This window comes from Nitrobacter sp. MLSD-S21, assembly GCF_058809865.1.
Window position 1 is genome coordinate 1,068,907 of record NZ_JBXASZ010000001.1, and the last position, 19,383, is coordinate 1,088,289.

Below are 19,383 nucleotides of genomic sequence, written 5' to 3' on the forward strand. Positions count from 1 at the left end.
TGATCCCGCTTCGAATGCGGGACTGATTTAGATGCGATCTAAAGTTATGAGCTTGCGCTGCACCTTATTTGTCTCTGTATATGCCTGCATACTCAGACAGGAATCGTAGCGTGGCGCCGGCCGGCATTCTTGACAGCGACAACCTTCTGGATCGCGCCATCGAAGCGCACTACGCCGACATCAAAACGGCGGTGCTTCGCCGCGGCTGCGCACGCGGGTTCGTCTCGGATGTAGTCCACGATCTCTATATCAAACTTGCCGAACAGCCCGACGTTCTGAAGGGCAAGCGTTCATTATGCGCTTTCCTGTGCCGCTCGGCGATTAACCTCGGCATCGATCGCATGCGCCGGGCGCGGCTCGAGCAGCACCTTTTTTCAGGAACAGCGGTCGAGGCGCTTGCGGTTCCTGCCGAAACGGCCGCGCCTGATTATGGCCTCGAGGTCGAGGCTCGCCTCGCGGTGTTGCGCGAGGCCATTGCGGAGCTTCCGGCGCGACGGCGCGCCGTTTTCGTCCTGCACCGTCTCCACCGCCTCGAGCCCGACCAGATCGCGCGAAAGCTCAATATCTCGCGAAATATGGTCGACCGGCACCTTCGGCGGGCACTCGCGCATTGCCTCGATCGCCTGCTCGGTATCGAGTAAGAGTCCTTCTCAACAGGACTCGCCCGTCTCCATGATGGGTGAGAAGCGATCAGGAGTCGCGATGACAACCGACCAATCAGCGCAGGCAAGCCGCAAACGACATGAAGAAGCCGCTGCCTGGGTGCTGAAGAATCGTGACATGAATCAAAGCGCACACGAAAGTCGCGCATTTGAGGAGTGGCTCGACCGGGGCCAGGAGAACAGAACGGCGTACGAGGCGGCCGAGCGGCTGATGGGCGAAGCGCGCACGGTCATTTTGAACGATCCGGCCCTGCGGAATTTCAAAGTCAAGCCGCGCCCGCGTGTCGCCAAGACGCTTGCGGTTGCGATTCTCGGCGCGGCGCTCGCCGGCGGCGCCTTCGTCTATTCCGACGGCCCGATGCGGCTTCTGGCCAATGCAAGGTCGGGCACGGGAGAAATGCCGACCATCGAACTGGCGGATGGCACCACCATTCAGCTCAACGCCTTTTCCGCCATCTCCTACCGATTTACAGCAGAAACTCGCACGGTAACATTGCTGCGCGGTCAGGCATTCTTCCAGGTTGCGAAGGATACAAATCGTCCGTTTGTTGTCGAGGCGAATGGCGGGCTGACGACCGCGCTCGGGACGGCCTTCGATGTCCGGCTGGATCCGAGTTCAACAGAAGTGACGGTGACCGAACATGCTGTATCGGTCACTCCTCATACGCACGCCGACCCTGCGGTCCGGGTGAACGAGGGCCAGCAGGCCGTATATGACCGTGACGGCAGGGTGAAGGATGTTCGGCAGGCCGACACTCATACCGCGCTGGCGTGGCGCCGGGGCCAACTCGTGGTTGACAATGCGCTGTTGGCCGACGTTGTGACAGAGATAGGTCGCCATTTTGCGGGGCGTATCATCATATCGAATTCGGACCTCGCCGGACGCCGCGTCAGCGGTACATTTACCGTCACCGATACCGATGCGGCGCTCGCGCTCTTGCGCGAGTCTCTGGGACTTAGTGTGATCCGGATGGGTCCGCTGATCGTGCTGCGGGGATAATCCATCCTTTCTTTGTCTCCGTCATGGCCGGGTTTATCCCGGCCATCCACGTCTTGCTTGTTGCGATGCGGTGAAGACGTGGATGCCCGGCACACGGCCGGGCATGACGGGAGAGAAATTTCCTCCTCGTCCAGAGTCCCAAAGCGTTCCCTTCGTTCGTCACTCCATTGAAAGGCTGACTGTCCGCCATCCCGGCGGAGCGGCATGATTTTGGGGACGAGTTCGATGGCGGGGGAAACAACGGGGCAGCGGCGACAATCACAGATTTTGAGGCGGGCTCGATCACTCCTGTTGGGGACGACGCTGCTTGCAACCGGTTTCGTCGTGCCGGCAGTTGCTCAGAATGCGCCTGCGTCCGTGGCGCGGACCATGTCCATTCCTGCTGGCCCGCTGACGACGGCCTTGAATCGGCTGGCCGCCCAAACCGGAATGCAGGTGTTGTTCGATGCGTCGATCGCGCGGGGCAAAACGACGGGCGGCGCCCACGGTGAGCTGACTGCTAATCAGGCGTTGTCGGCGATCCTGAGCGGAACCGGCCTCGTCGCGCGGGCAACCGGTCCAAACGCGATCACGATCGTTTCGCCGTCAGCGGCCGGCGGCGCGGCGCCGGCCGGAGCGATTTCGCTCGATACCATCGACGTACAGGGCGAGACCGCGCGGGGGCCGGTGCAGGGCTACGTTGCAAACCGCAGCGCAACAGCCACGAAAACCGATACGCCGTTGATCGAGGTGCCGCAGTCGATTTCAGTCATTGGGGCCGAGCAAATCCGCGATCAGAAAATCGTTTCGAAGTTCGATGATACCCTGCGCTATACGCCGGGAGTCGTGGCTGCCCAGTATGGGCAGGATCATGGCGATGACTGGTTTGTTATCCGCGGATTTTTTGCGCAGAACGACTCGCTTTTTCTCGATAACCTGCAGCTCTACAGTTCCACTTTTACCGGCTGGAAACTGCAGCCGTTCAATCTTGAGCGCGTCGAAGTGCTGCGCGGCCCGTCAGCAATTTTGTACGGCGGATCGGCGCCGGGCGGATTGGTCAACGCCGTAAGCAAGGCGCCTCCCGCCGAGCGCCTTGGCTTTATCGAGGCCGGCGTCAACAATTTCGGCAACGCTTACACGCAGTTTGACTTCGGCGGTCCTGTCACGACGACCGAGCCGGGATCCGGCAAAATTCTCTACAGGATCGTCGGCCAGGTCAATCGCGGCGGCACGCAGACAAACTTCGTCAACGACGACAACTATTTCATCGCGCCGTCCGTGACCTTTCTACCCGATGTGGACACGCGGCTTACGGTGCTCGCCATGGCATCCCAGAACAGGACGAGGGTGCAAGGTTTTCTGCCTTATATCGGAACCGTGACCGACGCTCCGTTCGGCCGAATACCGACGAACCTGTTTATCGGCGACCCCTCTGTCGGCGACTACAGCAGGCAGCAAAAAATGGTCAGCTATCAATTCGAGAAGCATCTCTCGGACAACGCGACGTTCCGCCAGAACGGGCGCGTTGCGAATGTCGCTGCTGACTATAACGGCATAATCGGGTTTGGCTACGCGACCACTCCGGCCGCAGCCGACATCGCGCGCGGCACCTTCATCGCCCGCAATAATGCCACTCAACTCAGTCAGGACAATCAGTTTGAGTATCGCTTTGCGACGGGTCCGTTCCGGCATACCGCGGTGATGGGTCTTGACTTAAAACATTATGCGCTCGACGACAAACAGGGTATGGGGCCCGCTACCGATCTGAACGTCCTCAATCCGGTGTATGGCGTTAACCCGCCCTTCGACGGCCCGCTTTATCGGGACGGCCGCGTGACACAAAAGCAGGCCGGCCTCTACCTGCAGGACCAGATCAAGTGGGATCGTTTGACGCTGGTCCTGTCGGGCCGCAACGACTGGGTAAAGCAAGTCTATACCGACCTATTTACTTTAACCCGACAGGACAGCAAGTTTTCCGGCCGCGCCGGCCTGATCTACAACTTTGACAATGGCGTTGCACCCTATGTTTCTTATGCAACGAGCTACAACCCGATCGTGATCATCAATGCCGCCGGTAATTTGCTCCTACCCGAAACCGGTGTGCAGACTGAAGTCGGCTTGAAGTACCAGCCCTCTGGTCTGAACGCACGGTTCGGCATCGCTTTGTTCGACCTCAAACGCCAGAATGCCCTGACTGTCGATCCGATCAATCCGACTTTCCAGAGACAGAATGGCGAGGTGACGTCGCGCGGCCTCGAGCTGGAAGCCGTGGCCAATATCACCCGCGATTTCAAAGTGGTTGCGAGTTATACCAACTACGACCTGTTCATCAGCAAGGATCTCGATCCGACCTTGATCGGTAAGGTTCCGACCACCGTCCCGCGGCAGATTGCTTCGTTATGGACGGACTACACGTTCAGGGAAGGCTCGCTGGACGGCTTTGGTCTCGGTGGCGGCGTGCGCTATGTCGGCTCATCTTTCGCCGACGTCGCCAATCTTCTTACCGTTCCGTCCGTGGTACTGGGTGATCTTGCCGTTCACTACGAATGGGCGAGTAACTGGCGCGCGGCAATCAACGTTATGAACATCGCCGACACCGCTTATGTCGCAGGCTGTGGCGGTTTTACTTCATGCTACTACGGCGACCGGCGCCGCATCACGGGAAGCCTCTCCTACAAGTGGTGATGGTTGCTTTAAGATGACGCGTGCCCGCGACTATGGATTACGCGCCGCGAAATAGGTCGACCGCATTTGATCCGCAATCGGACAGCAGATCGCATCATGCGCAACTAAAAAGGCCGGCGAAGCCGGCCTTTCTCGTTCAAGCCCGTATCGGGCGATCCGCAGGCGATCTCAGTAATGAGGGACCGCCGGTCCGCCCCATCCGAAGCGATAGTTCACGCCGGCCTTGACGGTATGCTCGTCGTTGCGGAAGCTCGCTCCGACAACATCAGCCGGCGAACCCGCACCGAATGTCGTCTTGCCGAAGTTGTAATACTGGTACTCTGCTTTAGCGGACCAGTTCGGCGCGAACATATATTCAAGACCTGCACCGACAGTGTAACCACTGTCCCGATTTCCATTGGTTGTGAAAGCCTGCGGCACCCCAGCCGCGTTGGAGACACCCAGCGTGCTGTCCCTGAACGCATAGCCGCCTTTGGTATACAGAAGAGCCGGCCCCCAGGCATAGCCGAGCCGACCGGTCACTGAGCCCAAGCCGGGGTTACCACCAGTCACAATACTGCCGCCAGGGAAGACCACATCTCCTCTGTAGTTGGCGAGCCAGCTATATTGGGCCTCGATGCCGAGCACCCATTGGTTCGCAAACTGGTAGTCGGCACCGCCCTGCACGCCTCCGAGGAAACGACCGTCGCTTCCCCCCAGTCCGCCGCCGAACGCCCCGCCGAGATGGCCGCCGACGTAGAAGCCAGTCCAGTTGTAGACAGCCTGCGGCGGTGTAGAAGGCAGTGGCGCCTTGGTATAGGGTCGCGGCTGAAGGTCAGCCGCAAATGCTGGTGCAGCGACGGCTGCAACGGCAGCGATCGTAAGCAAGAATTTTTTCATGATGGGTTTCCCCTCTCATTGGATTACCACCATCGTTCGTTCACCTTGGTCAAACAACGTGGCGCGAATTTGGTTGCCGGGCTGCATAACGGCGACGTCGGCGCACCACAACGCTGTTCCTATGTAGGAACTGTCGCCCGGAAAAACAGGGCCTCGTTTGCCGCAGTTCCACCACAGAATCTCTGCGGACCTAAGGGCTCCAGACTCGTCAAAATGCGATCAAATGATTTGAGACCCGAAGCCCAGCCCTACCGGTGGCTCAGCGCGTCAGCTTCTCGAGTTCCGGGAACGGCGCGTAGACCGCGCCCGCACAGATGTCATCGACCTTCTCAATCATGCGATCGAGCCGCGCATCGACATACACGACCGCACGCTGCACCACACCCCGATAACTGCCGTCGATTTCTCGGGCGTTATAGCGCAGGCAACTCACGTAACGCAGCCTGCCACCGACGGTGCGCTGAGCCGGTTCGGCCATCGCGGCGTCCCGAATGCCGGCGGGGTTATTGAGGTAGGTTCTGAGAAACGCCAGCAATTGAGCGCGATAATCGGCTGGAAATGGTTGATTGGCCACCCCGCGATCATCGGTATAGACGAGGCCGCCCTGACCACCGCCCTGCTCGCTGTCGGTCATGCAGGCCGCGAGCGATGCCGCCAGCATCACGATCGCCAGGAATTTTGCAGATGTCCCCAACGTCCGTCCGTCTTTCCGGTTTGTAATTCTCCCGAAAGCACTAAACCGTCCGCTGCCGAAAACAAATTCGTATTTCGCTTATCCGCGCAAAAGTTCGGGTTGCGACGAATCGAGGCTTGCGGCAGCCAAAAGCGATCGCCGCAAGCCCTGATCGCACCTCGTGACGGAATTAGCTCTGCTTGGGGGCGCTATGATGACGGTGATGAGATTTCGTCTTGGCCTTGGCCTTGGCGTTGGCGTTCAGCACTTTCGAGTTGACGGTCGCCGTCTTGGCCGCCGGGGCCTGGTCCGTGCGGGAGGTGCTAGCCATCGCGGGCGCAACAAACACGGAAGCCGCAAGCAGTGCGGCCGAAATCGTCTTGAACATCGATTGGTCTCCTTGGAGCGTGGATCGCCGAGGTCGCCGTCCGGATGGCCGGGCTCTTCGATAAGACCCCCATCATGAAAGCGCGTAGCTGAATGCACGCTGAAGCGCGATGGCGGCCTCTGTTCACCTTGATGAACAGTTGGTCATAAGCGCGATCGGCGGAGCCTTGTCCTTTCCCGCTAACCATGGACTGACCCGGGCCTCGACACGCGACCGCAAAGCGCGGTTAAGTGCCTCTTCGATAGCCGGCGTGACCGAAAACAACACGTCAACGGCAGTTGCGGAAGCCTGCGAACCATCATGCCCTCACCCCAGTCCTATAACCGGATCGCATTTGTCGCGGGCGCAAGTCCAGAAGCCCAGCAGGCGCTGACAGAGTTGGTGGAGACTTATGGCAATCGCGATCCCGCGGACGCCGATGTGCTGGTTGCGCTCGGCGGCGATGGGTTGATGCTGCAAACACTGCAGCGGAACATGCGGTCGGGAAAGCCGATCTACGGGATGCATCGCGGCACGGTTGGATTTCTGATGAACGAATACAGCCGGCATGATCTCCAGGCGCGCCTCGCTGCCGCGACCGACACCGTTATCCATCCGCTGTTGATGCGCGCGACCGATATTCATGGCGCGATTCATAATCATCACGCCATCAATGAAGTATCGGTATTTCGCCAGACCCACCAGGCAGCGCGGCTGCGCATCCTGATCGACGAGCGCGAACGCATGGCCGAACTTGTCGCCGACGGCGTATTGGTTGCCACGCCGGCCGGATCGACCGCCTATAACCTGTCGGCGCAGGGACCGATCCTGCCGATCAACGCGGCGCTGCTCGCTCTGACTCCGATCAGTCCCTTCCGTCCGCGGCGCTGGCGCGGCGCGCTGTTGCCAGATACGGCCGTGGTGACAATCGAGGTGCTTGAAGGCGAAAAGCGCCCGGTGGCCGCCGTCGCCGATCACGATGAAGCTCGCAACGTCCGCCGCGTCGAGGTCTCATCGGACAAAATGATCTCAATGCGAATGCTGTTCGACCCGGGCCACAGCCTCGAGGAACGAATCCTCAGAGAGCAGTTCGGGTACTGAGTTCCTTCCCTCTCCCTCCTTTTTAGAGTGGACGGTTTCGAGCGACGCGAGAAACCTGGTGAAGCGATCGATCTCTTGTCGCCCCTCGCCGGCTCGAACTTCGCTGCTTCGCTCGCCTCCCCGAGGGAGACAGAAGGAACGGCAACCATTCATTAACGGCGACGGCATATAGTTAACGGCAAGTATACCGGGCCCGCATCATGTACGGCATTGACTTCAACAAGCTGCGGTTTCTCGTCTGCGATGACAACGCACACATGCGCCGCATTCTGCGCACGTTGCTGCATTCGTTTGGCGCGCGCGAAGTCTACGAGGCCGAGGACGGAGCCACCGCCCTCGAAATGTTTACTCATTATGTTCCGGACATCGTCATCGTCGACTGGGCGATGCCGATCTTCGATGGTATCGAGCTTACGCAAATGATCCGCCAGCCGGACTCGAAGGGAAACCCGTTCGCCCCGATCATCATGCTGACCGGACACTCGGAGAAGCGGCGCGTCACAGTCGCGCGCGATGCTGGTGTCACCGAATTTCTGGCGAAACCGATTTCAGCCAAGGGGCTCTATCAACGAATCCTGAACGTCGTGGTCTCGCCCCGCCCTTTCATCAAGACCAAAAACTATTTCGGTCCGGACCGCCGGCGCAATACCAGCAACGGCTATATTGGCCCCGAGCGCCGCGGCACCAAGGAGCCCGACGTCATCCCGCAGCCATCGCTGCTGGATAAGGCGCGAGCCCCGGGCTAAAGGCACGGCGATGCAGAAGAAAGATCCCGCCGAACTGACGATCCAGGCATTCGCCGACCATCACGTCATCACCCCGCCCAATCGGCTGCGCAACGTCGTTCGGCTGATCGACGAGAAAAATTTAGACGACCCGATCGCGCTTGCCGAAAAGGCACTGGCGGGGCTTTCGGACGAATTCTCCAAGTGGATGGCGATCGAGTGTGACCGCCTTGTCGCCGCCCACGCGGCCATTCTCAAGAACGGATTCACGCCGGCCACCCGTGACGAACTGTTTCGCGCCGCGCACGACATCAAAGGCGACGCCGCAACCTTCGAGTATCCCGCCGCCGCCGCCGGTGCCGAAAGCCTCTGCCGCATCATCGAACATTCGCCGGCTCTCGACCGGGTACCTACGGAGCTGATCGCCTATCACATCAACGCGATCCAGGCGATCGTGCGCGAGCACGCCAGCCCCGGCACCGAGGCCATCGCAAAGGAGATCAACCGGAAACTGCGTCTTGTCGCCGATGAATATCTCGCAACGGTCAACCAGGACCGTCCCGAACATCTTGAAGCCATTCTCGCGCCGAGCATTGCGCCGACAGAATAGCGCTCGGCCGTTCCTGCAAGCGGCTGAGGATCTGTTCTCACGCGGCTTCTTTTATCACTAAGATTTCCGCTGGAAGATCAGCCCTATCGAGCGTTTTTTTTGAACGAAGTGGAATCCGCTTCGCGTAAAGAGAACGCGTCAAACCAAAAGAAATCCTTTGCCGTTTCCGTGAGCGATGAATTTTAAGTCTTCGCTCGAACGAACTACGCCGCCGCAAGTAGATCGCTGAGCAGCGGTTCGCGATATGCTCGCGGTGAATCTTTGGGCTCGCCAAAGCTCAGCTCACGGGACGCGGACTCGTATGACGCCGGCTCGTCAAACCTCGGTTCGAGGCGTTCCGGTTCATAAGACGCAACAGCGTAAGACCCAGCCTCGCAAAGTTCGGATTCGTAAGACTCAATTCCGTACGACTCAATTTCGTAAGGCTCCGCTTCATAAGGCTCCGCTTCATAAAGCAAAGCTTCGCAAGACCTCGCGTCGTCGGGCTCAACTTCATCAAACTCGCGTTCGTCGAACTGAGTTTTGAACGCCCAGCGGTCGAGGAATCGCGGCCTAAAATCCTTCACCGCTTCACGGAGACGTTGAAGGACTCTCGTATTTTGATTTGATGCGTTTTCTTCACGCGAACCGCTCAAAAACGCTATAGAGGGGGCAGGTTCGCGAAACTCCTCGCGAAACTCAGGTTCGTAAAACTCCGGCTCGCAAACCGGCATTTCATCAATTTCGTCGCGCGTCGGCTCGGCGGCTGCTTCGGTAACCAGTTCGTCACAGAACACACGCCCTTCCTCGCGCGCCGATTCCGTCGCGAACCGCCGCAGCAGGATCAGCAGAGGCTCCGAAACCTCAGCAGGCGCCGTTTCGCACATCGTCAGCACACGCTCGACCATGCGGCGGCGTAGCCGCGTCGTACCGCCGACCGTCCCGACAAAGCCAATCTCGTCGCGCGCTTCCAGCGCGGCGCGAAACGCAGGGAACGTGGATTCCGGCAACCCCGCCCGCGTCAGCAGCGCGGGAAGGCTCGCGCCGCCGCGATCATGAACCAGCGCGGTGACGCGACTTAAAGGCAGGCCAGACAATTCCACCAGCGCATGGTCGAACAGCTCCGTATTGCCCGACAGCAGCGCGCGCAAAATCAATCCGGGGGTGAGTTGCCCGGTGGCGCGCAGATGCGCGACCAGACTGCACATGTCGTCGTCTCGCGCATGTGCAGCGATGTCAACGATCGAGCGATCCCGCGCATCGCTAACCGCACGGCCGGCGCGATCGGCATTGAGCCAGCTCCGTGAGACAACGAACCGCGCCAGCGAGTTCGAAAGCTTTGTGGCCAGCGCGAGCCGTGTGACCACTGGCAGATCCTCGAGCGCCAGCATCGATTCCCGGATCGCCGCGAGATGACCATGCCGCTCGACGATGCGGTCCCATGACATCGGCGCGATATTCGCGCCCGGATTTTCGATCAGTTCAAGTGCCGCCGCCGCCGAGCCAACCTCGGCAAGGGCTGCGCAGACCGACACCGGCACGTGAACGCGGCGCGCGACGGCGCACTGCACTTCACAGCTACCGGTCGCGACGATGTCGACGAGGTCCGCATCGATCAAGAGTGGCGAATGTTCGAGAATCGGAATAGCGACCGACGGCTGATCGACCGACAGTGCCCGGACAATGGCCGGCGGCGCGCTCGCGCTACGCGCGAAAACGTCCGCCATCGCCCGGCGAACCAGCGGAGACGAGTCATCGAGCTGCAACAGCAGCCCGCCCTCGGCAGCGGCGCGGTCGTCATCGGACAGATCGGATATGAGCCACGCGCGGGCTAGCGCTCGCGTCGCTTCGGCCCGCTCGCCTGCGGGGGCGGTCCGTACCCAGCTTAGGAATTGCCGAACGATCATGGTGTTTCCGGCTTACGCACCGACACCGCGAAACGGTGTCGGTCATAGAAAATAAACCATGACGCTTAACAAAGGGTTCACCATAACCGTTTGCCTTCGTTGACGCTTCGTTAACGCGGCGAGTTCACGCGCACGATGAGACGATCGCGTTAGATCGTCATGCGAGGGGTTAGCAGTGCGCAGCGTCGTTCGGAAAACAACAAACGACTAAACTCGTCCAGGGTTCGTTGCGCCCCTACCCGCTGTAAGCACCGTTGCGATCGCTGAACAGATCGAACGGCGGACGCGGATCTGAAACCGATGGGTTCTGCGCCGTGGTGGACGGCGCACCCCACAATTCCTGAACGACCGGAGACACCGGCTGGGTACGCTCGCCGACCTGAAACAGCGAACGGAACGTCGGCTGGCTTGGCGCGGCCGAGGAGGAAGCCGCGATCGGCGCGACGCCGCGCACGTCGGGCAGGCGTGACAGATAGGCCGCCTGGTCGGATGGCGTCGAGGACTGCGTTTCAGACGTCATGGCCATACGGGTCGCGGGCGAATTGGCGGCGACAGCGTAGCGCCGGTCCAGATCGGCGTAGACTTCCGAGACGCTACGTGCGCGGCCGTCAGAATCATAGAAGATCGGACGATTGGCGGCGGCGGCATTCGGAAACAGCCGCGCACCGGACGCTTGTGGATTGTCCTCGGCATTCGCGATCAGTTTCGCGGCTCCACTGACGCCCATGAAGTGCGCCATGTAGAGTTCGCTGTCGGTCGGACGCCGGCCTATCAGGCCAGTCAGCTTGAAACTGTTGGATTGCGTCAGCACCCCCGCCATGGCTGACGCGATAGCCGGGTCATCACGCAGCTTGAGAATAGCGGCGCGGGTCGCCGGATCAGCGACGGAATAGCTGCCAGATGGCGATTTGGCGATAGCGTCGGCATAGCCGTTAAAGCCGAGCGCCGGTCCCGCCTCCTTTACCGTGCCGAGCCACGTCTGCTCGATGAACTGATAGAGGCCCTTGGCGGACGACGTGCCGGCAGCGGCATGAGGATTGAAATTGGATTCCATCTTGGCGGTCGCGAGCAGATATTCGAAGCTCGCTCCCGTGGCCTCGGCTGCCCGCTTGATGGCGGTAGTTATTCCGCCGAAAATTCCGCTCAGTCCCGAAGCGGCGTTGGCGGCATCGACGCTCATCTTGATCTCCGCTCCCGCGACCGCCCGCCTGCATAGCACCGGAAAATCCGTCGTCTATTCCGACGTTTCCAGACGGCTATTCGCTCGGATCGCAAGGTGGAAGATTATGGTTAACAGGGCCTTAACGGAGGCCTGCACAACCCAAAGCCGTCAGGCCTTCGCGCCGTAAACATCGGCCGGATCGAAGAGCCTGTCGGCATCCACAAACGAAAGGCCTATTTTGTCGCCATCACCTTTTGTCACCGCCCGGTAGAAACACGAACGCCGTCCGGTATGGCAGGCGGCGCCTTGCTGTTCGACCTTGATCCAGACCGCGTCCTGATCGCAGTCCGTTCGCATCTCGATCACTCGCTGGATCTGACCCGAACTCTCACCTTTCCGCCATAAGGCCTTGCGTGAGCGGCTGTAATACCAGGCATCACCGGTCTCAACGGTCCGCCGCAGCGCCTCTTCATTCATGTGTGCGACCATGAGAACGTCGCCAGTTTTGGCATCCGTGGCAACGCAGGTCACGAGTCCGGACGCGTCAAAGCGGGGCTGGAACACCAGCCCCTCCTCGACCTCGGATGAAGGTTTTGATCCAGACACAGGAAATCCCTTCGGAATATCGTGGAGGGATTTAACGCGGCTACCCTCGTACCATGGACAGGAAGCGCGCCTGCTCCGTGGGATTGTCGCGGAATACGCCCGTGTACCGGCTTGTGAACGTCATCGCGCCATGCTTGGCGACGCCGCGCACCGACATGCAGGTATGCTCCGCCTCGATCATCACGGCGACGCCCCGCGGTTTAAGCACCTCGTCCACGGCCGCGGCGATCTGCGCGGTCATGTGCTCCTGGGTCTGGAGCCGCCGGGCGAAGATGTCAGTCAAGCGCGCCAGCTTGGACAGCCCGACAACCCGCTCCACCGGCGTATAGGCGATATGTGCCTTGCCATAGAACGGCATCATGTGGTGCTCGCACTGCGAGGTGAACTGGATGTCACGCACCAGCACGAAATCATCATAGCCTGCCGTTTCACCAAAGGTCCGGTTCAACACCTCGGCCGGACACTGATGATAGCCCTGATAGATCTCGTCATACGACTCGATCACCCGGCGTGGAGTATCGAGGAGCCCCTCGCGGTCCGGATTTTCCCCGATATAGGATAACAACGTTCTGATAGCGCCTTCGGCTTCATGCCGCGACGGGCGCTGCCGGTTCGGCTGAACCGCCGCCAGAAACTCCGACGGGTCCAGCTGGGCGGGAGAGAACCCGGCAGGTTTGACGTTATTGGATTTGACGTCAGAAGGTTTGCTGCCGCGTAGCGGCTTGATCAAAGCGTCCATCTTCACTCCGTTCGACCGGCCTCGCGTGAGACCGGAGTGTCACCGGGCAGACGGGGCAGCATTGCACGCCACCGGACGCCTGAGTCCCTTGATATTCAACATTGCAACGTCCGAATCGAACTTCAATCCGGGTGCGACGGAAAATCGCCGGATTGCGTTTCCCGGCAATAGATACATATATAGGCTTCGAGGTTCCCGCCGCCAAGAGCGTCGCTCCGCCTCTTTCAGCGAATTCAATGTCGAAACCTATGCTGAACGACGTTTACAACACTCGCATTATCGAACTGGCCGGCAATATTCCGCGCCTGGGCCGTCTTGCGGCGCCAGACGCCAGCGCCACCGCTCATTCGAAGCTGTGCGGGTCCACCGTCAAGATCGATCTCAAGATGGATGGCTCTATTATCACGGACTTCGCGCACGACGTGAAGGCCTGCGCGCTCGGCCAGGCGTCCTCCTCGATCATGGCGCGCCATGTGGTCGGCTCGACCGCCAGCGAACTCCGCGAGTTGCGCGAGATCGTTCACAGGATGCTGAAGGAAAACGGCGCACCGCCCGAAGGAAAGTGGGCCGACATCGCGCTGCTCGAACCGGTGCGCGATTACAAGGCGCGCCACGCATCCACCATGCTGACGTTCGATGCGGTCGTCGATGCCATCGGTCAGATCGAGACAAAATCAGCCGCGCTGACCACCGCCCAAAGCTAAAGTTCCCCGGTTACCGTTCGCGGGAAGAAAGCCATCAGATCAAATCATAGAGCCACGCTTCTGATCCCGTCAGGAGCGGAAAGGCTCTCGTGTCGTTATTGAGGCCGGTCCGAAGCAGCGCTCGCCGCAGCGTGCCCGGCGGATTCCGCTTCAGCTGTCTTGGTCGGCTGGCCGGTCATCATCGCCGCCGCGGGTGCATTCGTTATACCGGGAAAGCGATCCTGCACCGGCTTTGTGACAAGATCGGCAACTGGCGCCTCGACGACCTCCCCACCCGGCAACACATCCGCAACACGGTCTGTCGTCATAAGATTGGCGGAACGCAATTCCGCTGGCGACAATTCGTGAAGGGCCTCCCAGGGAGGAATACTGAGCGCCAGGTGCAGCAGATCGCCGGACCCGCCCATCTCGAAGGTGTACTTGGCGAGCCGACCAATATCGCGCTCTACGATCATCAAATCCTCGGCAGTGTAGCTCGCAGCCCTGGCATCGTCCGCGCGATCACCCATCCAGATCTGATGTACGCGAACATGTGCACGCTCAGGCACATAGCGGGTTTTTCCCGACAGCAACACGAACACGCACATGGACTCGCAATAGGCTTCGGGCAACACAGCTGCGCGATCACCCGCCACCGTCTTGACGACGACGCTGGCCCCAACCGTGGTGCGCACGCCGAGTTCTCGCCAGCGCCGCCCGAGCGCAATGGCATCGTTGACCGAGCCGCCACCGGAATCGAGCACGACCGTCGCACCGGTAAGATCGCGCCCGGCGGCGAAGTCGTTGAAGGCTTTCGGAGTTTCGCTCGTTACGAGGCCAACGGCGCTGATCCAGCTCCCACAGTGCGGCTCACAAGCAATCCAGGAGAAACGCATCGGATGCTTGCGTGCCTCGAGGTTTTCTTTCGTCGAACCCTGCTCAAACGCAGATGCGAAACCTGAAAAGGCAAAACAAAAAGCTGCCGCGCACAGAAGCGTCCGTCCGTAGAAGCCGGATGATTTCGCGAACCTCAATTCGGTCCCTTCCCCACAGCCGATGTTGCCTGATCTAACGCAGCTCGATGTTCCAATCCGATGCAGTAACCCGAACGCATAACCCTACGTTCAACACGATGATCCTGTTAGCAGAAACTAGCCGTGAGACTTGTCAGCGTCCATAAACCTTTGCTGCGATTGTTCCTGGGAGTGTGCGATATTCTGCCACCTGTGGCGATATTGCAGCTTGATCTGGTTCTTCGGGGGAACCTGCGGCACACCTGAGAGAAAAGCTCCGCGTTCATGAAGCCCACGCCGCAAAGTTCCAGGTTCTGCCCGGCTTGCGCAAGTGCCGCTTTGCGGCTGCCCCGCAATGTCGGCCGAGCGTTGATCTGGATCTATCGCCATACCCTATCGCCGCTGGTGGGTTTCAACTGCCGGCACCTGCCGACATGCTCAGCCTACGGCGATGAAGCAATCGAGCGTTTCGGGCTTTGGGGTGGCGGCTGGATGACGTTGGCGCGGATCTTACGCTGCCATCCTTGGGGAACCTCCGGCATCGATAATGTTCCCGTAGCGAAACCATCCGGCGCTACCTGGTACCGGCCGTGGCGTTACGGCCGCTGGCGCGGCGTGAATGCCCCATGAGAGGATTTCCATAGCGTTTTCGAGCGAAGGGGGTATCGGTTCGCGTGAAGAAAACGTGGCAAATCAAAATCATAGAAGCGCCGCTTCTGATCCCATCAGAAGCGGAAAGGCTCGAATGAAGTATGTCGAGAACTGAGGTGTGGTTCGTTCAAAGAAAAGGGCGCTAAAACAAAAAGGTTTAACCCGATATTGATACATCGGATCCGGGAGCTTTAATGCGCGAGAACCTCGATTTCTCCGTCCACGCCGTTGAAGACCTCGAAGCCCCTCTCGAAGACCTTGCCTTCGTTCTTAGCGATGACGCGATACTCACCCTCGGCCAATATCACGCTGGGAAATGCTCCGATCGATTCCTTGATGACATCACCCCCAGGCGTCAGAACTGACCACGCAGTATTGGCCAGCGCTTCGCCGCCCTTGTCGCTGACGAGTTTCAGGGTGATGAGCGCGGCACGGTGAGAGATCGTTACGTCGGTCAACTTTCCTGCTTGCACACTGATGTCCGAGCGTACGACCGAGTTCGCGTCGCCATAGGTGGAGACGATGTAGTAAGTACCTTCCGGCAAGAGCATAACGTCGCCCCCAGCGACATTAGGCACCAGCGGCGCGCGCTCGGTACCCTCGAACTGACTACCCTTGTAGATGCTGAAGGAAATCTGGTTGGGCGGGATCATCGATGCGCCGACTCGACCCTCGATCTGCAGGCCGCCCGCCGGCAACACGAACGACTCGCGGTCGGTGTCAGGCTTGAGTGTCACAGGCCGCGCGGCGCTGACCAGCCCCAGCGAAACGTGCACGACATAGCCCCCCGGCGGGAGCACGAGGCTGGGAGTTGCATCATGGTTTTCGCGCACCAGCTTGAAGGCACCGGTCTCGTCGGGTCGTTCGGAATAAACTCGCCAGATCAGCCCGCTGTTGATAACCGGCAGATCCTTACCGTAGCGCGCGGTCAACGACAGAACCCCCTGCGCCGGAGCCGCGATGCTGGGCGGCGCCGTCAGCGGCACGGCGGCGGCCGGCACCTGAGTCAATGGCGCTGGTAGATTTGGCGTGGATGCCGGACCGGAGGACGGCGCAAGGCTGATCGCAGGTTCCGACGGAGCTTCCGGAATGGATGCTGGCGGGACCGGCGGCGGACGTTCGCCAAACAATTGTGCTGACGCGGCGTATGGAAAGGTCGCGAGAAGCGTGACGACCGAAACAAGGAACGGCCATGAGCGTCGGCTCGAATTACATCGATGATTTCCCCCGAAGATCATGGCGCCGGTTCTTCCCGGAAAACACGGCGAATTCAAGCCTGGGGACTTGCTCAGAATTGCATCCCGCTGTGGAAGACTTAAAAACCGGCCCATCGGGTTGAAACGCCGCTATCCGGTGATAATTTCTGGCAAGCAAGCAATAAGTCATCCTTTTGCTCACCGTGTCCGCCGGCAGCATGGTAACCGATGCCGGCAGTCGGAGAATCCTATCGTGCTGGAGGGTTTGAAAGGTCGCGACCAGAATGGGTCGAACGGCCAAAAAGTAGGATTGGGTAGCGTCAGGCGGCCAGTGATCGGGCTGGCCCTGGGTGGCGGGGCCGCGCGCGGTTTCGCTCATATCGGCATTCTCCGTTCCCTGATCGCGCACGGCATCGAGCCCGATGTCGTGGTGGGCACGTCGATTGGAGCGGTGGTTGGGGGCGCCTATGCCGCCGGTCGTCTTGATATTCTGGAGGAGTGGGCGCGCAGCCTGCAGCCTCGCAGTCTCTTCAGTTATCTGGATATCCGGTTGAACGGCTCCGGACTGATCGGCGGCGCCAAGCTCACCGCCCAACTCGAGGCGTCGCTCGGTCAAATCCAGATTGAAGAACTGCCACTCAAGTTCGCAAGCGTCGCAACGGAAGTCCGCACCGGCCACGAAATCTGGCTTACGCACGGGCGACTGGTCAATGCTATGCGTGCGTCCTATGCCCTTCCGGGTATCTTTGCGCCGATACTGGTTGGCGACCGCTGGCTGGTCGATGGCGCGCTTGTCAACCCGGTGCCTGTTTCCACCGCCCGCGCGCTGGGCGCCGAAGTTGTGATCGCGGCCAACCTGTCTAATGACGTGTTCGGCCGCAGCACCACGATATTCTCTCATGGTACGCAGAACGAGGTGCAGGAGGAGGTCGTCGTCGAGCCCCCGCCGCGCAGACTTGGCTTCGGCAAGTTCTTTTCGCTCGAGCGAACGGTTAAGCGCGAATTCTTCGCTGGCGGCAGTCGCCCGGGTGTTGTGTCGGTCATGACCGACGCGTTTAACATTATGCAGGATCGAATCACGCGCGCGCGGCTCGCTGGCGACCCGCCGGACCTTTTGATCTCGCCGCGGGTCGGCCAGATCGGCTGGTTCGACTTTCACCGCGCCGGCGATCTGATCGCGCACGGTGCACGTGCCGCAGATCGAGCGATCGACGCGATTGTAGAAGCGATCGAAGTTCTCGCGCCGGCGTCGGCGCCAGACGTCGCTGGCGTCGCGGATCCTGAAAGCGGGACCGATCCTTAATGCAGCACGTGCTCAGGCCGTGTTGATGTACTCGCGCAGCGCCTCCTGCTCGGCTTCATATTCCTGGACGCGCAGCTTGACGACATCCCCGATCGAGACCATGCCTACCAGCTTGCCCTCCTCCACCACCGGCAGATGCCTGAACTTTTCCGCGGTCATGACTTCCATGAGGTGAGCGACCGTATCCGACAGACGGCAACTGACGACCTTGCGGGTCATGGCGAGGCTGACGGGCTCATCGAGCGCAACTGCGCCGCGTTTATCCAGTGCATGGACGACGTCCCGTTCGGACAGAATGCCATCAATGCGCGTACCGCTCACGACGAGCACGGAACCGATCTGCTTTTCCGACAAAATCTTGAGCGCCGCCGAAAGCTTTACGTCGGGCGCAACGCTTACGACTTGAGAACCCTTGGCGCTGAGAATGGCACATACTGTCATTGTCGCTTCCCTTGGAGGGATCGCGCGGGATCACTTTGCGCGATCCTTGCCTTTAGCGTTCAGGCGACAACCAACATCCAGTTTTGTTCGCGAGTAGAACGCACCAACGGAGTCATCGTTTCCAGCACGCGAACGAATTTAAACTCGCCTGACCAGGGGATGATGAATGAAATCAGCCTGCATCGCAAGCAATCGTTAGACATGATCCGCGTCGGAAGACGCATTCTCGGCGTCGCGCGGAGAACGAGGCACCGGATCGAACAATGAAAACAATAGAAGGCCCGCCATAAAGCCGCCCATGTGAGCCTGCCACGCAACGCTGCCTGGCTCGGCGCCGATTGCAACTGATCCCATGCCGAAAATGATATTGATACCGAACCAGATTGCGAGAAACGCCAACACTCGGGGATTTTGCAGGGCGCGCGTCAACGACAGCGCGGGCACCTGCGCGGCAGCGTCGGCATCGCCGCGGCCCAAGGACAGAAAACTTCCCTGCGCGAAGGCGAAGCGGATCGCCGCAGCCATTGCGCCCGACACCGAGGCTGACGCGCCGATCATCGGCGCAATATTGTGCTCATGGGTCACTAGATGCGCGACCGCGCCGGCAACGGCAGTCACCGCCATGAAAAGAAAAAATCTGAAGGCGCCGAAACGGCGCGCCAGCGCGCTGCCGAAGGGCAGCAACCACAAGATATTGAAGCCGATGTGACTGAGGTTGGCGTGCAGCAGCGAATAAGTCACGAATGTCCAGACCTTAGCGCCGCTTCCTCCGGGAAACGCTGTCGCGAGAAGATTCGGATCGTAACGCTTCGGAATGAAGCCGAACGCCTCAATGATCCAGTATTCCAGATCTGGCGGCATCGCCGACCACACGACATGAATAATCGCGAGAAGGCCAATATAGGCGGTCAATGGCCCCGGCAGGGTCAGGATCGGTTCACGCCGAGGTTCTGACGAAGGGTCTGAGGGAAAGTCCAAGGGTGGCGACCTGGTGGCTCAAGCGGGCGAATCCGGCTCACGAA

General features: G+C 60.1%; 20 protein-coding genes. 9 read left to right on the forward strand and 11 right to left on the reverse strand.

Annotation, left to right across the window (positions count from 1 at the left end; all coding sequences use genetic code 11):
• Positions 1 to 80 precede the first annotated feature (80 nt).
• From AC1RT6_RS05395 to AC1RT6_RS05405, 3 genes are all read left to right on the forward strand, one after another.
• Complete coding sequence (locus AC1RT6_RS05395; protein WP_079446473.1) at positions 81 to 641, forward strand: RNA polymerase sigma factor; 561 nt, start codon at positions 81 to 83, stop codon at positions 639 to 641.
• Between the two features lie 61 nt (positions 642 to 702).
• A complete protein-coding gene (locus AC1RT6_RS05400) occupies positions 703 to 1,662 on the forward strand; it encodes a FecR family protein (RefSeq protein ID WP_079446478.1) in 960 nt (319 codons plus the stop codon).
• 369 nt (positions 1,663 to 2,031) lie between these two features.
• Complete coding sequence (locus AC1RT6_RS05405) at positions 2,032 to 4,326, forward strand: TonB-dependent siderophore receptor (RefSeq protein ID WP_244553451.1); 2,295 nt, start codon at positions 2,032 to 2,034, stop codon at positions 4,324 to 4,326.
• Positions 4,327 to 4,494: 168 nt separating this feature from the next.
• Here AC1RT6_RS05405 and AC1RT6_RS05410 read toward each other — a convergent pair whose 3' ends face one another.
• The 3 genes from AC1RT6_RS05410 to AC1RT6_RS05420 all read right to left on the reverse strand — a co-directional run bounded on the left by AC1RT6_RS05410 (position 4,495) and on the right by AC1RT6_RS05420 (position 6,266).
• Positions 4,495 to 5,205: an outer membrane protein gene (locus AC1RT6_RS05410; RefSeq protein ID WP_079446471.1), complete on the reverse strand. Its 711-nt coding sequence runs from the start codon at positions 5,203 to 5,205 to the stop codon at positions 4,495 to 4,497.
• Between the two features lie 259 nt (positions 5,206 to 5,464).
• Positions 5,465 to 5,839: a hypothetical protein gene (locus AC1RT6_RS05415; protein WP_244553453.1), complete on the reverse strand. Its 375-nt coding sequence runs from the start codon at positions 5,837 to 5,839 to the stop codon at positions 5,465 to 5,467.
• A 229-nt stretch (positions 5,840 to 6,068) separates the two neighbouring features.
• Entirely contained in the window at positions 6,069 to 6,266 is a 198-nt protein-coding gene (locus AC1RT6_RS05420; protein ID WP_079446468.1) for a His-rich protein BRANT, read from the reverse strand.
• A 300-nt stretch (positions 6,267 to 6,566) separates the two neighbouring features.
• Between AC1RT6_RS05420 and AC1RT6_RS05425 the strand changes: the two genes are divergently transcribed.
• The 3 genes from AC1RT6_RS05425 (at position 6,567) to AC1RT6_RS05435 (ending at position 8,681) form a co-directional block, all read left to right on the forward strand.
• On the forward strand, positions 6,567 to 7,346 hold the full coding sequence (locus AC1RT6_RS05425) for an NAD kinase (protein ID WP_079446467.1): 780 nt from the start codon (positions 6,567 to 6,569) through the stop codon (positions 7,344 to 7,346).
• A gap of 200 nt (positions 7,347 to 7,546) precedes the next feature.
• The gene (locus tag AC1RT6_RS05430) at positions 7,547 to 8,092 is read left to right on the forward strand and encodes a response regulator (protein WP_079446466.1); all 546 of its coding nucleotides are present in this window, start codon (positions 7,547 to 7,549) and stop codon (positions 8,090 to 8,092) included.
• 10 nt (positions 8,093 to 8,102) lie between these two features.
• Positions 8,103 to 8,681, forward strand: coding sequence for an Hpt domain-containing protein (locus AC1RT6_RS05435; protein WP_079446465.1), 579 nt, complete (start codon positions 8,103 to 8,105; stop codon positions 8,679 to 8,681).
• A 203-nt stretch (positions 8,682 to 8,884) separates the two neighbouring features.
• Here the strand turns inward: AC1RT6_RS05435 and AC1RT6_RS05440 are convergent, their stop codons facing one another.
• From AC1RT6_RS05440 to folE, 4 genes are all read right to left on the reverse strand, one after another.
• Positions 8,885 to 10,567 carry a DUF2336 domain-containing protein gene (locus AC1RT6_RS05440; protein ID WP_472789462.1) on the reverse strand — a complete coding sequence of 561 codons (1,683 nt, stop codon included), beginning with the start codon at positions 10,565 to 10,567 and terminating at the stop codon, positions 8,885 to 8,887.
• A 235-nt stretch (positions 10,568 to 10,802) separates the two neighbouring features.
• A complete protein-coding gene (locus AC1RT6_RS05445; RefSeq protein WP_079446477.1) occupies positions 10,803 to 11,747 on the reverse strand; it encodes a transglycosylase SLT domain-containing protein in 945 nt (314 codons plus the stop codon).
• A 150-nt stretch (positions 11,748 to 11,897) separates the two neighbouring features.
• Entirely contained in the window at positions 11,898 to 12,335 is a 438-nt protein-coding gene (hisI, locus tag AC1RT6_RS05450; RefSeq protein WP_079446463.1) for a phosphoribosyl-AMP cyclohydrolase, read from the reverse strand.
• A 40-nt stretch (positions 12,336 to 12,375) separates the two neighbouring features.
• A complete protein-coding gene (gene folE / locus AC1RT6_RS05455) occupies positions 12,376 to 13,074 on the reverse strand; it encodes a GTP cyclohydrolase I FolE (RefSeq protein WP_079446462.1) in 699 nt (232 codons plus the stop codon).
• Between the two features lie 248 nt (positions 13,075 to 13,322).
• On the opposite strand from folE, the gene AC1RT6_RS05460 reads away from it, so the two are divergent.
• Positions 13,323 to 13,778: an iron-sulfur cluster assembly scaffold protein gene (locus AC1RT6_RS05460; protein WP_079446461.1), complete on the forward strand. Its 456-nt coding sequence runs from the start codon at positions 13,323 to 13,325 to the stop codon at positions 13,776 to 13,778.
• Positions 13,779 to 13,873: 95 nt separating this feature from the next.
• On the opposite strand, the gene AC1RT6_RS05465 is transcribed toward AC1RT6_RS05460, so the two are convergent.
• Positions 13,874 to 14,791 (reverse strand): COG3904 family protein, encoded by a 918-nt coding sequence (locus tag AC1RT6_RS05465; protein WP_079446460.1) that lies wholly within the window; start codon positions 14,789 to 14,791, stop codon positions 13,874 to 13,876.
• Positions 14,792 to 15,055: 264 nt separating this feature from the next.
• Here AC1RT6_RS05465 and yidD point away from each other — a divergent pair, with 264 nt between their 5' ends.
• Complete coding sequence (yidD, locus tag AC1RT6_RS05470) at positions 15,056 to 15,400, forward strand: membrane protein insertion efficiency factor YidD (RefSeq protein WP_079446459.1); 345 nt, start codon at positions 15,056 to 15,058, stop codon at positions 15,398 to 15,400.
• Between the two features lie 212 nt (positions 15,401 to 15,612).
• On the opposite strand, the gene AC1RT6_RS05475 is transcribed toward yidD, so the two are convergent.
• On the reverse strand, positions 15,613 to 16,659 hold the full coding sequence (locus AC1RT6_RS05475; RefSeq protein WP_079446458.1) for an RgsD C-terminal domain-containing protein: 1,047 nt from the start codon (positions 16,657 to 16,659) through the stop codon (positions 15,613 to 15,615).
• 211 nt (positions 16,660 to 16,870) lie between these two features.
• Between AC1RT6_RS05475 and AC1RT6_RS05480 the strand changes: the two genes are divergently transcribed.
• Positions 16,871 to 17,920 carry a patatin-like phospholipase family protein gene (locus AC1RT6_RS05480; RefSeq protein ID WP_079446476.1) on the forward strand — a complete coding sequence of 350 codons (1,050 nt, stop codon included), beginning with the start codon at positions 16,871 to 16,873 and terminating at the stop codon, positions 17,918 to 17,920.
• Between the two features lie 12 nt (positions 17,921 to 17,932).
• Here the strand turns inward: AC1RT6_RS05480 and AC1RT6_RS05485 are convergent, their stop codons facing one another.
• On the reverse strand, positions 17,933 to 18,361 hold the full coding sequence (locus AC1RT6_RS05485) for a CBS domain-containing protein (RefSeq protein ID WP_079446457.1): 429 nt from the start codon (positions 18,359 to 18,361) through the stop codon (positions 17,933 to 17,935).
• Between the two features lie 195 nt (positions 18,362 to 18,556).
• Positions 18,557 to 19,339, reverse strand: a complete 783-nt coding sequence (locus tag AC1RT6_RS05490) for a rhomboid family intramembrane serine protease (RefSeq protein WP_472789455.1) — start codon at positions 19,337 to 19,339, stop codon at positions 18,557 to 18,559.
• Positions 19,340 to 19,383: the final 44 nt, after the last annotated feature.